13 protein-coding genes are annotated in these 14,011 nt (G+C 68.4%); 6 read left to right on the plus strand and 7 right to left on the minus strand.

Features of this window, described 5'->3' with window-relative positions; all coding sequences use genetic code 11:
* The first annotated feature begins 299 nt into the window (after positions 1 to 299).
* The 3 genes from QF035_RS43475 to QF035_RS43485 all read left to right on the plus strand — a co-directional run bounded on the left by QF035_RS43475 (position 300) and on the right by QF035_RS43485 (position 2,238).
* Positions 300 to 476, plus strand: a complete 177-nt coding sequence (locus QF035_RS43475; protein WP_307527052.1) for a winged helix-turn-helix domain-containing protein — start codon at positions 300 to 302, stop codon at positions 474 to 476.
* Between the two features lie 457 nt (positions 477 to 933).
* Positions 934 to 1,299, plus strand: coding sequence for a hypothetical protein (locus QF035_RS43480; protein ID WP_307527054.1), 366 nt, complete (start codon positions 934 to 936; stop codon positions 1,297 to 1,299).
* Between the two features lie 243 nt (positions 1,300 to 1,542).
* Positions 1,543 to 2,238 carry a hypothetical protein gene (locus tag QF035_RS43485; protein ID WP_307527056.1) on the plus strand — a complete coding sequence of 232 codons (696 nt, stop codon included), beginning with the start codon at positions 1,543 to 1,545 and terminating at the stop codon, positions 2,236 to 2,238.
* A 111-nt stretch (positions 2,239 to 2,349) separates the two neighbouring features.
* On the opposite strand, the gene QF035_RS43490 is transcribed toward QF035_RS43485, so the two are convergent.
* A complete protein-coding gene (locus QF035_RS43490) occupies positions 2,350 to 2,967 on the minus strand; it encodes a hypothetical protein (RefSeq protein ID WP_307527057.1) in 618 nt (205 codons plus the stop codon).
* Between the two features lie 94 nt (positions 2,968 to 3,061).
* On the opposite strand from QF035_RS43490, the gene QF035_RS43495 reads away from it, so the two are divergent.
* Together QF035_RS43495 and QF035_RS43500 are read left to right on the plus strand one after the other, a co-directional pair.
* The gene (locus tag QF035_RS43495) at positions 3,062 to 4,105 is read left to right on the plus strand and encodes an IS630 family transposase (RefSeq protein WP_307527059.1); all 1,044 of its coding nucleotides are present in this window, start codon (positions 3,062 to 3,064) and stop codon (positions 4,103 to 4,105) included.
* Positions 4,106 to 4,200: 95 nt separating this feature from the next.
* Entirely contained in the window at positions 4,201 to 4,731 is a 531-nt protein-coding gene (locus QF035_RS43500; protein ID WP_307527060.1) for a hypothetical protein, read from the plus strand.
* On the opposite strand, the gene QF035_RS43505 is transcribed toward QF035_RS43500, so the two are convergent.
* Positions 4,698 to 5,051, minus strand: coding sequence for an antibiotic biosynthesis monooxygenase family protein (locus tag QF035_RS43505; RefSeq protein ID WP_307527062.1), 354 nt, complete (start codon positions 5,049 to 5,051; stop codon positions 4,698 to 4,700). The two genes, QF035_RS43500 and QF035_RS43505, sit on opposite strands and share 34 nt — an antisense overlap.
* Before the next feature lie 203 nt (positions 5,052 to 5,254).
* On the opposite strand from QF035_RS43505, the gene QF035_RS43510 reads away from it, so the two are divergent.
* Positions 5,255 to 8,011 (plus strand): AAA family ATPase, encoded by a 2,757-nt coding sequence (locus QF035_RS43510; RefSeq protein WP_307527064.1) that lies wholly within the window; start codon positions 5,255 to 5,257, stop codon positions 8,009 to 8,011.
* Between the two features lie 76 nt (positions 8,012 to 8,087).
* Here the strand turns inward: QF035_RS43510 and QF035_RS43515 are convergent, their stop codons facing one another.
* The 5 genes from QF035_RS43515 to QF035_RS43535 all read right to left on the minus strand — a co-directional run bounded on the left by QF035_RS43515 (position 8,088) and on the right by QF035_RS43535 (position 13,837).
* A complete protein-coding gene (locus tag QF035_RS43515; protein WP_307527066.1) occupies positions 8,088 to 9,149 on the minus strand; it encodes an ABC transporter permease subunit in 1,062 nt (353 codons plus the stop codon).
* Positions 9,146 to 10,120: an ABC transporter ATP-binding protein gene (locus QF035_RS43520; protein WP_307527068.1), complete on the minus strand. Its 975-nt coding sequence runs from the start codon at positions 10,118 to 10,120 to the stop codon at positions 9,146 to 9,148. The genes QF035_RS43515 and QF035_RS43520 overlap by 4 nt, the downstream gene beginning before the upstream one ends.
* A complete protein-coding gene (locus QF035_RS43525; RefSeq protein ID WP_307531846.1) occupies positions 10,117 to 10,539 on the minus strand; it encodes a GntR family transcriptional regulator in 423 nt (140 codons plus the stop codon). Before QF035_RS43525 ends, QF035_RS43520 begins: the two co-directional genes overlap by 4 nt.
* A gap of 1,558 nt (positions 10,540 to 12,097) precedes the next feature.
* Positions 12,098 to 12,661 carry a hypothetical protein gene (locus QF035_RS43530; protein ID WP_307527070.1) on the minus strand — a complete coding sequence of 188 codons (564 nt, stop codon included), beginning with the start codon at positions 12,659 to 12,661 and terminating at the stop codon, positions 12,098 to 12,100.
* Between the two features lie 276 nt (positions 12,662 to 12,937).
* On the minus strand, positions 12,938 to 13,837 hold the full coding sequence (locus tag QF035_RS43535) for an RNA polymerase subunit sigma (protein WP_307527072.1): 900 nt from the start codon (positions 13,835 to 13,837) through the stop codon (positions 12,938 to 12,940).
* Between the last annotated feature and the right edge of the window lie 174 nt (positions 13,838 to 14,011).

Below are 14,011 nucleotides of genomic sequence, written 5' to 3' on the forward strand. Positions count from 1 at the left end.
AAACGGTAGGTGTTCTGGGTCGTTGATCTCTGCGTGAGTGAACTGGTGGGGGATGCACGGCAGTTGTCGCCGTCGGCGCAGGAGGCCCTTCGACTGCGGGCGGTGGCTGCGCTGGTGGCGGGCCGGGACCGTGAGGATGTCGCTGCGGTGTTCCAGGTCTCGCTCAAAGCCGTGGACGACTGGTGGGCGAAGTGGCCTGGCATGCGGGCCCGAGGCGCTCGCAGCTCGGCCGCATGGACGCCGGGTCGGCAGGCCGTACTGGATCAATGTCCCTGTGACCTGGGGGTGGCGGGGCAGCTGTGGACGCGGGCCGGAGTGGGGGCCTGATCGCGAGGCTGTACCGGGTGCGGCTGACCGAGCAGGGCGTGGGCAAGTACCTGCGCCGGTGGGGCCTGTCCTTCCAGCGCGCGGACAAGCGGCGGCTTCTCGTGGTCCCAGCGGTAGTGGCGGTCGAGCTCAACAGGTCGCGGCTGTAAACCAGAGGCGGTCTCGACCGCCGCCTTGCCCGTATTCCGGTGTGCGCGGCGGCCGTTCCTTGTGGGGCAAACGACCGGCACACTCAGCGACCGGGCCGGGCTACTGTGCCCGTCGTACGGGGCTGGCACCGGCCATGGCGGTCGCGCATGACCTCACCCGCAGGGCGAACCTCGCCTGATGCGGCGCCCGAAGTTGTGCACCACTGACGAAGCTCCTGGCATAAATGACAAGGCCCGAGACCAACGACGCCACTCCATGAACGAGGCCAGCGGAGGGAGAGCTGCGTGACGCGGTTCGTGGCGCCCTACAGGCTGCGTTCGGGGGGACTGGTTCTGCTGACTTATCAGGGGCTGAACCAGCTCCTGATGAATCTTGCTCGTCAACCGTCACGGGACTGGTCGGAGTCGCACGCGGGGGACACCTCAACTTTTCTTCACAGATTGGAAGAATTCGCACATGAAGCCTTGGATGCGAAAGTTCGTCGGCGTGATCGGTGTGACCGCCGCCGCTGTCACGATTCCGGTAGCGGTCACGCCGTCGGCGCACGCCGACAGTGCGTACGGTTGCAATTACCCCGAGGTTTGCTTCTACACCGATACGCACGTGCAGTCCGCGATCGTCGCTCGCTTCAAGGTGGTGACATCTTCCTGGCAGTACTTGAAGTACCCGAACACAAACTACGCCGTCGTGAACACTCGCAACGACGATGTCGCGTACGTCCTGAATAGTAGCGGAACGGTGAACTGCGTGAAGCCGAACGGAAGCTACAGCTCTGCGGAGAGAGTTGTAGCCGTTCGCATCAGCTCACGATCCACCTGCTGAAAACGGTCACTCATGGGCATTGCCGTACGAGAGTGGCCCGGTTCCCCCGGATATGGGCCGGGGGAACCGGGCCACTTCTCGTGACGGATTAAAAAGGCCGTAGCCAAGTCCCCGCTGGAATGCGGGGACCTACATGGGCAGGAGGGGAATGCATCCTGGAAATACGGCACCTTGGCACACGCCACTGACACCGGTCCCGGGCCACGTGGGCACGGCGTTCCGGCCGCCTCGTATGCTGCGCGGATGAGCGATCAGAGGATGAACGCGCCCGTGGCGGGCGGCGTCGGGGACGCGGTCGGGGCCGGAGTGCCCGCTCCAGGTGGGCAGCGCACGGGAAGGAGCGCCGGGGCGTCTGTACTCGCCACGCTCTGGGTGCTGCTGGTCGCCTGGGGGATCGCCGCCGGCAACACCGGACTCGCCTACGTCACGCTGGGCATGGACTTCATCCCGATCGCGGCGGGCGTGCTCGGCTGCCTGGTCTTTGTGATCGTGCTGCGGCTGCTCCACAGGGCGTGGTGGCTCGCCGTCCTCTCCGTGGTCCCCGCGCTCTTCATTCTCGTCGGGTCCGTCCAGTACGCCCCCGAGGCGGCGCTCGACCGACGTGGCGTCCGCGAGACCGTCACGATCACCGCGGACAGCGCGGCGGGAACGGCGAGCAAGAACCACCGGTTCACACTGGTCGGGCCGGGCGGTGAACTCGACGAGACCCTCGAGTACCGGGGGAGCAACCCCGGTTACCGGGTGGGCGACCGCATCGAGATCCTCCGCGACCCGGAAGGCGCCGTCCCGCTGGAGGATGCCGTGGACGTCGACCCCGAAGGCAGGCTCGGCGGCCTCGTCACGGGAGTCGCCGCATGGACGGGCATGACGCTGCTCGCGGGCTGGCGCGGCCATGTACGCCGACGGGAGAACCGCCGGGCGTGGAGCGGCACGATCTAGGAAGGCACGGGCGACGGGGGCCCCGTACGGGACAGGGACTTGGGGACGGCGCCGTCGCAGCCCACCTCGCCGGCCTCCACCTGCGCGCCTCGATGATCTGGCTCAGAGTTCTCACCTCGTGCGGCTGCGGATCCGAGCCCACCGGGTTGCCGGGGGCTGCAGCGCGGCGCGTACCGCCTGGCCGAAGGATTCAACGGCAGCTTCGATGCCAGCGGTGTTCTCGATGTCGGTGGCGGCCGCCATCACGGCGACGGTGGCTTCCGCGACCGCCGCGTCGGAATGGCGCTGGAGCGGGGCCGCGGCGGTGGCCAGGAGCAGCAGGGGCTCGCGGACGGTGGCGATCGTCTGGTTGACCGCGCGGCGTTCCCGGCTGAGCAGGTGGGCGACTTCGCCCAAGCCGATGGCGAAGCTCAAGGCGTCGGAGCCGCCCGCCACGCGTCCGCGGGCCGTTCCTCCCACACCCGCCAGCAGGGCGAGCAGGAAGCTCCGTCCCCGGGAGGCCGGGCCTTCCCACAAGATGTGGGTGGCGGCCGCGGCGACACGTACGTCGGCCACCGCCACGATCAGGGCATCAGCCTGATTCTCCAGGGCGGCCTTGGCTGCTTCCTGGTCGGCGCGGTCCCGGGAGCGCGTGGTGAGCCAGTAGGTCAGCAGAGCCACCGCGATGGCGCCGAGAATCTGGACGATCGTGTCCGCGTGGTCGGCCACGACGTCAAGGAGTTTGTGCACCCATGCAGTGTGACGGTCCGTCTGATGACCGCCCGCCTCCCAGAGCCGTTCTATTGATCCGAAACGGTAGGTGTTCTGGGTCGTTGATCCCTGCGTGAGTGAACTGGTGGGGGACGCGCGGCAGTTGTCGCCGTCGGCGCAGGAGGCCCTTCGGTTGCGGGCAGTGGCCGCGTTGGTGGCGGGCCGGACTCGCGAGGATGTCGCGTCGGTGTTCCAGGTCTCGCTCAAGGCCGTGGACAACTGGTGGGCGAAGTGGCTGGCTGGCGGACACGAGGCGCTCGTGGCCCAGCCGCGTGGGCGCCGGGTCGGGGAACATCAGGTTCTCGACGCGGTCGAGCAGCAGGCGGTCCGGCAGGCCGTGCTGGATCACCGGCCCTGTGACCTGGGGCTGGCCGGGCAGCTTGGGACGCGTGCTGGCGTGGGGGACCTGATTGCGAAGCTGTACCGGGTGAAGCCGACCGAGCAGGGCGTGGGCAAGCACCTGCGCCGCTGGGGCCTGTCGTTCCAGCGCCCGGACAAGCGGCCCGTCGAGCAGAACCTGGAGGCGGTGCGCGTCTGGCGGGAGGAGACCTGGCCGGCGATCCGTGCGAAAGCGAAGACCGAGGGCGGCGAGGTCCTCTTCGCCGACCAGGTCGGCATCCGCTCCGACCAGGTCACCGGCCGCACCTGGGGCGCCAAGGGGTGCACCCCCATCGTGCGCCGCACGGGCAACCGGTTCTCGGTGAACGCGATGTCCGCGATCAGCACGAAGGGCCGGATGCACTTCATGGTGTTCACCGAGACCTTCGACGCCGACGTGATGTGCCGCTTCCTCGACCGGCTCGCAGGCCACTTCGACCACAAGGTCCACCTCGTCGTGGACGGCCACTCCGCGCACCGCTCCCGCAAGGTCCGCACCTGGCTCGCCGATCACCCGGACCGGATCGAGCTGCACTTCCTGCCGTCGTACTCGCCGGAGCTGAACCCCGACGAGCTGGTCAACGCCGACCTCAAACGGAGCCTGCCGATGCACAGCCGGGCCCGCGACCAGGCCCAACTCGCCGCCGAGACCCGCCGGTTCTTCCACCGACGCCAACGCCAGCCACACATCGTCCGCGGCTACTTCGGCGGCCCGTACGTTCGCTACATTCTCGAATAGAACCCTTTGAGTTTCGGATCAATAGCCTATCGGTCGGCAAAGCGAAGTGCCCGCATTCAGAGTGGCGGCCTTTCAACGCCAAGGACATCGCCGACGTGATCATGACGCTCACCCCGGAGCGGGACGTTGACATCCCCGAACTCGCCCGTCTCGCGGATGAGTTCCACCTGGCGCCTGAACTGCTGGAACTGCTGCGCCTGTGGGGGGAGTGGGATCCGGAGGGCATCGGCCGCTTGGAGGCGCTGTTCAAGGCCCTCGGCCCCGCGGCGGTACGGGAGGAGGCCCGGCGCCGCAAGGAGTGGCGGAAGCAGGACACCGGCGCGCGGCCCGGAGGATCCGCGCACCCTGCTCTACGGCATGCGACTCACCCCGTCGCCTCCGCCCCGCGTCCGGACCGGGTCCCCGACCGGGCCGTGGCCCACGACTTCGACCGCGGCACCCTGCTGCTGACCCCGGTCGCCGACTTCCTTCTGGTCTCGGACGCGAGCGCCCGCCGGCGGTCCCGCGAACCGCGGTCCCACCCGGCGGGTGTCCGTGAAGATCTGTCGGGCGAAGTAGCCGTCCGCGTTGCCGCCGACGGCCTTCGCCGTGGTCAGGAGGGGCGGAGTTCGACGACGACGCGATAGCTGGCGGGCTCCGAGGTGATGTGCAGGCCCGGGTCGTCGAACATGCGCTGCAACGACGCATGCCACTCGGGATTTCCGGTGGCCTTGTCGAGCGCGGTGCCCGAGCTCCACTCGGCGACGTGCACGAATCGCGTCTCGGGCGCGTCGGCGAGGGGGCGGTGCAGACGGGAGCGGAGGAAGCCCGGCTGCGTCGACATGATCCGGGCGTTCTCCTGGTACACCTCGGCGAAATAGTCGGCCTCGTCCGCGGGCACGGTGTACCTCTTGATGACGGTGACCGGGCCGTCGACGCCGGTCTCCGAATCCAGGGAATGACTCATGCCACCCTGTCCGGCGACGAGTCGACGGTGTGACGAGCCGCCGGGCTTTTTTGCCGGGTCATTACCTGGCAGACGGTGCGCAAGGGCCGTACCGCGTGGGGCCGGGGGCGGTCTTGACGAATGACGAGTGGGTTCGGCCGACTCAGATAAGATGCATGGACATAGGCATGGCGGAGCGATACTTGCGGCAAAGGGCGGACATTATGCCTGATATCGCGCCGCTGCGGGGGCGACGCGACGAGCTGGCGGAACTGGAAGCTCTGGTGCGCCGTGCCCGCGTCGGCCACAGTCGGGCACTGGTCGCCTGCGGCGAGGCCGGCGTCGGCAAGACGGCGCTCCTGGACCACGTCATCGCGAGTGCCGAGGCAACCGTCCGCACCGAGCGCATCGTCGCCTCGCAGTCCGAGATGGAACTCGCCTACGCCGGCCCCCAGGCGCTCTGCGGGCACATGATGGATTCGGCCGCCCGGCTGCCGGCCCCGCAGCAGGAGGCCATCGAAGCGGCGTTCGGACTGCGCAGCGCCGCCGCTCCGAGCCCGTTCCTCGTCGGGCTGGCGTTGCTGGGGCTGCTCACCGAGGCCGCGGAGGACCGCGGACTGCTGTGCGTCGTCGACGACGCACAGTGGCTCGACCACGCCTCGGCGCGCGCCCTCGCGTTCGCCGCCCGGCGGCTGGACGCGGAAGGCATCGCCCTGGTGCCCGTCATGCGCCAGCCCGACGAGGTGTTCGCGGGCCTGGCGCACATGGTCGTGGAAGGGCTGGGCCACGAGGACGCGCGCGAAATCCTGCGCCTGGCGGTGCCCGGCGGTCTCGACCAGCGGGTCCGCGACCAGCTCATCGCGGAGGCTCGCGGCAACCCGCTCGCGCTGCGGGAGCTGCCCCGGGCCCTGAACCCCGCCCAGATCGCCAGCGGCCTCACCCTGAGCAGCACCCTGCCGCTGGAGAACCGCATCGAGCAGAGCCTGGTCGTCCAGCTCGCCTCGCTGCCCGCACCAGCGCGCAGCCTGCTGCTGGCGGCCGCCGAGCCCACCGGTGACCCCGGACTGCTGTGGCGGGCGAGCGCGGTACTGGGACTGGGACCGGACGCTTTCGACGCGGCCAAGGACGCCGAGGCGCTCGTCGTCGGCACTCGCGTCGGCTTCCGTCATCCGCTGGTGCGGTCGGCCGTGTACCGGGCGGCGTCACCGGCGGACCGGCGCCGCGTCCACGACGCCCTGGCGGACGTCACCAGCGCCGAGCACAACCCGGACCGCCGAGCCTGGCACCGGGCCAGCGCCACCCTGCACCCGGACGATGGGGTCGCCGCCGATCTCGAGCGGTCCGCGGCGCGTGCGCGCACACGCGGCGGCCCGGCTGCGGCGGGCGCGTTCCTGGAGAGGGCGGCGGAGCTCACCCCCTCGCCGTTCCACCGCGGACAGCGGCTGATCGCGGCCGCCGAGGCCAAGCACGACGCGGGCGCGCCGGGCGCCGCCCTCCGCCTGCTCGAGTCCGCCCGCGCCCTCCCGCTCACCACGTTGCAGGAGGCGCTAGTCGCGCGGCTGCACGCTCGGGCCGGATACGCGCTGCGGCGTGATCGCAGCGGGGTGCAGCACCTGCTCGCCGCGGCGCAGGGACTCGAAGGGCTCGACCCGGTGCTCGCCCGCGACACCTACGTCGAGGCGCTGGCAGCCGCGACCTACGGCGGCCGGCTCGGCGACGCCGAACAGGTGGCCGCCGTCGCGAACGCGATCCTCGCGGCGACGCCCGCCGCAGAGGAGTCCGACCGGGCGGGCGACCTCATTCTGCGCGGCCAGGCGCTGCTCGCAACCGAGGGGCAGGAGGCCGCGATCGCCACCTTGCGACGGGCCCAGCGCGCCTTCCTCGAACAGGCACCGGACTTCCTCGAACTGCACTGGATGTGGTTCGCCTCCCGCGCCGCCCAGGACCTGTGGGACCCGGCTGGACTTCGCGCCCTCGCCGACCGGCAGGTCGAGCTCGCCCGCACCGAAGGCGTCGTCACAGTCCTGCCGATCGCCCTGAGCCTGCTGCTGGTGCAGATGACCGACGGCGACCTGGACGGGGCCGAAGCCTCCTGCGACGAGATCGACGCCATCAAGGAAGCCACCGGCAATCCGCTCCCGCGGTACGGACGGCTCCTCCTCGCGTCGTACCGAGGACAGGTCGACGAAGCGGAACGCTGGGGGGAGCGCATCCGGGCCGACGGGCAGGCGCGCGGCGAGGGATACGCGCTGAGCGCGGCCAACTTCTCCCAGGCGGTCCTCTACAACGGCCTCGGCCGCTTCGCCGAGGCGGTCGCCTGCAGCCGCCGCGAACTGCCGTACACCCATGAACTGAACCTCGCGATGCGCACGTTGCTCGAACTGGTGGAAGCGGCCACACACACCGGTGAGTACGCGCTCGCCGAGTCGGCGCTCAGGCAGTTGGCCGGCGTCACACGGCCGGTGGGCACCACCTACGCGTTGGCCGTGCTGGCGATGGCGGAGGCGCAACTGCGTGAAGGTGAGGAGGCGGAGAACCTGTACCGGGACGCGATCAAGCGCTTCGAGCACGAGCGGATCCCGATCTGGGTGGGACGTTGCCGACTGTTGTACGGCGAGGCGCTCAACCGCCAGGGCCGGCCCGCCGACGCGCACGAGCAACTCCGCGCCGCGCACGAGGTGCTGACGGCCTGTGGCCTGAACGGCTTCGCCCAGCGCGCCGCGGACGAGCTGCGCGCGAGCGGTGAAACCCTGCGGGTGCGCCAACGAGGGTCGGCGGCGCAGCTCACCGGGCAGGAACTCAACGTGGCCCGCCTGGCGCGCGAAGAACTGACGAACCGGGAGATCGGCGCTCGCCTGTTCATCAGTGCTCACACTGTCGAGTACCACCTGCGCAAGGTCTTTGCGAAGCTCGGTATCAAGCGGCGGACCGAGCTGAAGCCCGCCCTCGCCGAACTCACCCTGACTTCGCCGAAGACCTGAACGCACAGGAGTCGCAAGGGCTCTGCCGGGCCGCCGTAAGAGACGGGACTCATTTACCTTCGGGCGAGGTGTGATGTCATGACCGGCGGCGGGCCCACCAGAAACCGAATGCGGTGACGGCGGCCGTTGCGGTGAGGAGCAGCGCAGCCATGACCCACTGCATGGGCCAGAAGTGCGACGCCGGGTGGTACTGCACCCACACCCCGACGACGTCGTGCGCCTTGAGACAAGCGGCGGAGGCATCGGTGAAGTCCCCGCAGGCGGTGGAAGTGAACTTGTCTCCCGAGGACGTGAGATAACCGGAGTCGACGTTCCATGAGGTGTAGTCCTTGTTGGGCATGTCCATGGGCCACGCGTGCGGTGTGTACAGGCCCAGGGGAGCGGACGAGCCGTAGAAGTCGGCGGTGACCTGTTGAGCGGTCGCCTCCTCGGCGGGCCACAACAGGGGACGCAGGAAGCCCAGGCCCGCCCACCCGGCGACCCCCACCGCGCAGGTGACGACCATGGCCGCCACCGTGCGGCGCGTGACCATACCGATTGCCGCGCCGGTGACCAGGGCGAGCAGGGACATGGCGACCGGGACCACACCGATGTCGTTGAACGGCGGCGACTGATACCAGTACATGCCCCGCAGCAGGGTCCCCGCGGGCGTCCACCACCAGCTGTAGAGCCCCGAGAGGACGCCGGTGCCGATGAGCGTGACGAGGGCGGGCACACCGAACTTGAAAGCTGTCCACCGGGTACGGCTGACGGACTGTGACAGTGAGAGCAGGTGGGTGCCGTCCTCCATCTCGCGGGACAGGAGCGGTGCGCCGAGGAAGACGCCGATGATCAGGGGGACGAAGGAGATCAGCAGGCCGGTGTAGTGGATGGTGTTGTAGAACCTGCTCCGGAAGGCGTTCACTTCCGCGCACCGGCGTTCGGGGGACCCGTAGACACAGCCGGCCAGGTCGTGGGCCTCGATGTAGGCGAGCATGTCGGCTCGCTGGACCGCGACGAAGACGGCGAACACGGTGAGGAGGACGGCGCCGATCCAGAATGCGGAACGGTGCTGGCGCCAGACCAGCCAAGCCGGCCCGGACAAGCGGGGGAGTCGGAGACGGACGGATACGGGCAGGAGGGCCTGGTTGTCACTCACGCGGCGTCCTCACCGGCGTCGATACGCGCGCTGGGAGTGATCAAGTGTGGAATGTCCGGAACACCGAGGTAGGCGATCAGTAGTTCTTCGAGATGCGGCCGGTGCTGGATCCACTTGCCTGCCACCGGCCCCTCCGGCCGGACCAAGGCGGTGACATGCCCTCCGGAGCGATCACACGAGACAACGGTGTGCGGGAGAAGTTCGGCTGACGGATTCTGCCCTTGACCATGGCCCGACAGCACGGTGTGAGCGGCGAGCAGGGCGTCGATCTCTCCGGCGAGCCGCACACGGCCGCCGGTGATGGTGACGAGGTAGTCGCACACGGTGTCCATCTCGGAGACCATGTGTGTCGACATCAGGACGGTGGTGCCGTGTTCGGCCACCTCGCTCATCAGAAGGGCGGTGATCTCGTGACGCACACGCGGGTCCAGGTCCGACATCGGTTCGTCCAGCAGCAGCAGCCGGGGACGTTTGCCGAGAGCGAGAGCGAGTGCCACGCGTGTGCGCTGCCCGCCGGAGAGATGTCCGACTTTCGCGCGCAGCGGTATGTCGCCCTGGCGCACGAGCTGCTCGGCGGTGCCCTGATCCCATCCGGGGTTCATTTCGCGGCCGACGCGCAGCATCTCCCCGACGGTGAAGCCCGGATAGAGAGGCTTGCTCTGTCCGACGAACGCCACGCGGTTGCGCCTGGCCGGTGACTTGTGGGAATCCCCGAACACACTGAGAGTGCCACAGGTCGGCTCCAGGACATCGGCCGCCAGTGACAGCAAGGTCGTCTTGCCCGCACCGTTGGGACCCACCAGGGCGCAGATACGCCCGGCAGGGAGGCGGAAGTCGCAGTCGCGCAGTGCCCAGGACCGGCCGAATCGCCGGCCCACCCCCCGAGCCTCCAGGGCCGGGGGGTCGGGTTCCTGCACGGCGTAGTGGGTGGCCTGACCGGCTGGGGAACCGTCGGGCAGGGAATGGTTCATTCTGTTTCCTCCATGCTGTTCTGCTGCATCGCGTTCGTGTCTGGCGGGATCGGCCGGGAGACCTCCCGGGGAAGTGCGTCGTACTCCTCAATGAGATCCGTGAACAGCGCGGTCACGTCGTCTCGATCGACTCCGGCCGCGCGGGCCTGCTGCAGCCACTGCAGCAGGCCCGCGCGCAGAGTTGAGTCGCCGACCGTCTCGGGTCGCGAGAGTGAGCGGACCACGAAGGTGCCGGCACCCCGTCGCGACTCGACCAGCCCTTCGTGCTCCAGCTCCCGGTATGCCTTGTGCACGGTGTTGGGGTTGATCGCTGTCATCCCGACCACCTGTCGAGCCGTTGGCAGGCGATCGCCCGGGGCAAGCAGGCCCAACCGCATTGCCTGCTTGGTCTGCTGGACGATCTGCATGTACGCGGTCATGCCGCTGCGTCGATCGATGCGGTATCGCACCGGTGAACCAGCTTTCTACTAGTCAACTAGTAGAAAGAGAGTGGTGGTTGATCCAATCGGATGTCAAGTCGCCACCGGCGCCCGCGCACAGCCACACGTCGTTTCCGCGGACGGTCACCACGGCGGGAGCGACTGCTGCCCACTGCACCCACCGTTGGTCGACCGGCCGGGTTATGGGGTCTGCTGACCTCGAAGGACACCATGAGCGCGGAGGAAGGTGAGTACTGCAGTGTTGAACTCCGCGGGCCGCTCGACGTGCGCGAGGTGTCCGGTGTCCTCCAGGATTGTCAACTCGGCTACGGGCACACGCTCGTGCTGGAGTGCGGCCCATCGCGGACCGCAGATGAGGACCCTGACGGCCCGCCAGTACGAGGGTGGGCGTGGCGATGCCGGACAATTGATCCCGAACGTCGAAGGGCCGCTCCTCCCCTCGGGTGGGAGCCGTGTACATCCGAAGCGACTCCCGAGCGGGCGCGAACTCCTTCTCTCGTCCCCAGTAGTTGAACAGATAGGCCGGCATTGTCGTCTGCAACACGGCGGTGGCGCCGGCGTCGGTCAGCAGGTCGAGACGAGTGGTGAGGGCGGCGACGTAACCCGCCACCTCCGGATGGTCGTCGACATGGTCCTTCACGAACCTTTCCATGAGAGTGACCGAGCAGGGTGACCTGTGGCACGTCCAGGTGCTCAATCACACTGTGCAGGAAGTGCGTGTATGTCGCCACGGTGTAATCGCGGGGATCGGGAAGCCGACCTGAGTCGCCCCTACCGACTGGCTCGACATAGACCATGGTCAGGGAGCATTCGAGGCCGGGCATGCGCAGGTAGTCCCAGCCGATGCCCGGTCCGCCCGAGTGAGTGAGGCACACCGGGCCTGAGCCGGCGACGTGATACCGCATGGGAGCGAGCCCGTGAGGGACGGCGATCGTGTGAGTGCCGGGAGACAGAGGCGAGGACGGATCATCTGTCGTCGAGGGGAAAGCCCCCGACTGATACGAGTGCTTCACACCTTCCGATGATCCGCCACGGCAGGTGCATCCTCAAGGAGGGCCACAACGAGTGATGGCACTGTTATGTGAGCCGACAGAGGCGGACGGTCGAGCGTCCTGCCGGCTCAGGCGGCCGCTGAGGGCCCTCGGAGGAAACCATGAGGTGCTGCATCAGTTGCCCCGGCGTCAATACATTCCCGAGAGCCGCCCGGCGCAGTGTCTGCAGCAGGTCGAAGTCGCCGACGTCAGTGATGGTCCGGCCGGGCTGACGGCGCAGGCGGTCCTCGAAGAGTTCCTGTCCGAACATTGGCACGGTGGCGGGCCTGGAGGACCATTATCGGCGCCACAACATGTGAAAGGTGCTGTAGGGTAAACACAGTGTTCCGGGCGCGCCGGGTTGGACATCCCACGCGAGGCGCCGGGAACACCACCCGCTGCTCAGAGTCTGGTGGGTGCGGTGTGCCCCGGACGCCCATCGATCCCCCGTGAGCCGGCGTCCGGGGTCACTTGTCGTTTGCCGACGGGGGCCTTCAGGGCCGGAGTCACGAGGCGCGGTAGAGACCTCGACCGGTGCGCCGGATACGAGAGGCGCCGACGAGACGGTCGAGCGTGCTGCGAATGGCGTTGATGCTGCCACTGTCGGTAGCACGGCCCAACGCCACCGCTACGTCGCGGGCGCGCACATCCGCGTCGCCGACCTGTGCGAAGTAGTCCAGGATCTGTTCGGTCAGCCAGCCGTACGTTCGCTCCGGGGTGACCTTCGGACGGGGTGTGCGCCGCACCGGTTCCTTCTCGCCTCCGGTTCCCTGTGCGACTCGCGCGACGGCGGCCGAGGCAGCCGGGAGCGGGTCCGCCTCGGCCTTCGTCGGCCTTGCGGCACGGTGCCGACCTGTGTCAACGGCGTCCGCGGCGGCTTTGCCTTCCGTTGGGGGTGCCATCATGGCCTCAAGGGCTCCCAGCGCCCGTTGAACGGTGTCGAGATGAGCGACGACAGCAGCGAGCTCCCTCTCCAGCGCCTGCTTTTGCAGCTGCAGACGGCTGAGGTCCTCTTGGAGGCTCTCAGTCGTGACCTCGATTTTGTGCGCCGCGCGAGTTGCCGGAACCATCTTTTCCTCTCATCCTCAACCCGTCGTGCCTCGCCCCCGCCCAGCTCACCTGGAGGTGTCGATCGACCCGGACGCCGGGATGGGTGGTTCGGAGCATCACATGTAACATCGTCATAGAGGGGATCCCGTTGTCACCGCGGTGAAGACACAGTGACGAATCAGTGGAAGCCTGTCAGTCAATTGTTGCCACTGACACGCGCAAAGCGCAACGGTCGGCGCACTCTTCAGCCAGAGAGGTGTGACAGCCGCCGTCAGTCGCACTGTCCGGGAACCCTCTCAGTCGCCCCGTGGTCCGTGTCCGTGGGAAGGAAGGTGGTGGCGGTTCCAGCTGCGTAGCTTGTCAGGATTCATGACGGCCCAGACGTGGGTGACGTGATGGCCCGCGATATCGAAGCTGATGACGGCGGCGACCTGGTCGTTGTGGCGGACGACGATTGCGGTGCGGCCGTTGGCGGAATTGAGATGCAGGGTGGTGTGGGGGCGGGGGGCAAGGAGGGTGAGGAGGACACGGGTGACCTGCTCGCTGCCGTGAACCGGTCTGGTCAGGGCACGGATCTTGCCGCCGCCGTCGAAGAACGCGGTGGCGTGAGGAGACAGCAGGGACACCAGGTGCGCGGGGTCGGTCGTGACGCAGGCTTGCCGCACGGCGCGAACGATCTTGTCGTGTTCTCGCGGTGTCGTGGGATGCGCGCGGCTGGTGCGCAGGCTGCGGCGGGCACGGTCGGCGAGTTCGGCGCATTCGTGTGGTGTCCGGCCCACGATGTCGGCGACCGTCTGAGGCGGCATCGCGAAGACGTCGTTGAGGACGAACGCCGCCCGTTCGGTGGGGGAGAGGGCGTTCAGGGCGTTGAGCAGGACATCGCTGATCTCCTCCGTCAAGGCCGGGTCGAATTCCGTGCGGGCGTCCGGGCCCTTCCCTTCGGGGTTCGGGAGCGGGCGCTCGGGTACGGACAGGCGTGCCAGGCAGATGGTGCCCGTGCTCTTGGTCAGCCAGATACGCGGCTCGGTGATCCCTGTGCGCTGCTTGTCCGTCAGCGTGTACCACCGTCTGTAGGTTTCGGTGACGGCGTCCTCGGCCGCGCGCCCGTTCCCCAGCATCCAGCGGGCCACGTTGAGCAGATGCTGTCGCTCGTCCAGCAGCTCCGCGATCGGTGCCGTGTCACCGGTCTGACCCATGAGGCGTCCTTCCTCTCACCCGGCACCGCACCTCAGCCGTCGCAGTCGGATCGCAGCGCCCTACTGCAGTTCAGACTGTACAAGCACGGATCATGTGACAGTGGGTCATCGTCGAGTGCAGCCACAGGATACTGCGACACATCGAGGCAGTAACAGTGTGACAGCATGACATGT

The organism is Streptomyces umbrinus (genome assembly GCF_030817415.1).
Taxonomy (GTDB): domain Bacteria; phylum Actinomycetota; class Actinomycetes; order Streptomycetales; family Streptomycetaceae; genus Streptomyces; species Streptomyces umbrinus_A.

Coding starts and splice junctions, on each gene's coding strand:
- QF035_RS43510 (WP_307527064.1), top strand. CDS start 5,255: ATGCCTGATATCGCGCCGCTGCGGGGGCGACGCGACGAGCTGGCGGAA.
- QF035_RS43525 (WP_307531846.1), bottom strand. CDS start 10,539: ATGACCGCGTACATGCAGATCGTCCAGCAGACCAAGCAGGCAATGCGG.
- QF035_RS43530 (WP_307527070.1), bottom strand. CDS start 12,661: ATGGTTCCGGCAACTCGCGCGGCGCACAAAATCGAGGTCACGACTGAG.
- QF035_RS43520 (WP_307527068.1), bottom strand. CDS start 10,120: ATGAACCATTCCCTGCCCGACGGTTCCCCAGCCGGTCAGGCCACCCAC.
- QF035_RS43480 (WP_307527054.1), top strand. CDS start 934: ATGAAGCCTTGGATGCGAAAGTTCGTCGGCGTGATCGGTGTGACCGCC.
- QF035_RS43535 (WP_307527072.1), bottom strand. CDS start 13,837: ATGGGTCAGACCGGTGACACGGCACCGATCGCGGAGCTGCTGGACGAG.
- QF035_RS43485 (WP_307527056.1), top strand. CDS start 1,543: ATGAGCGATCAGAGGATGAACGCGCCCGTGGCGGGCGGCGTCGGGGAC.
- QF035_RS43505 (WP_307527062.1), bottom strand. CDS start 5,051: ATGAGTCATTCCCTGGATTCGGAGACCGGCGTCGACGGCCCGGTCACC.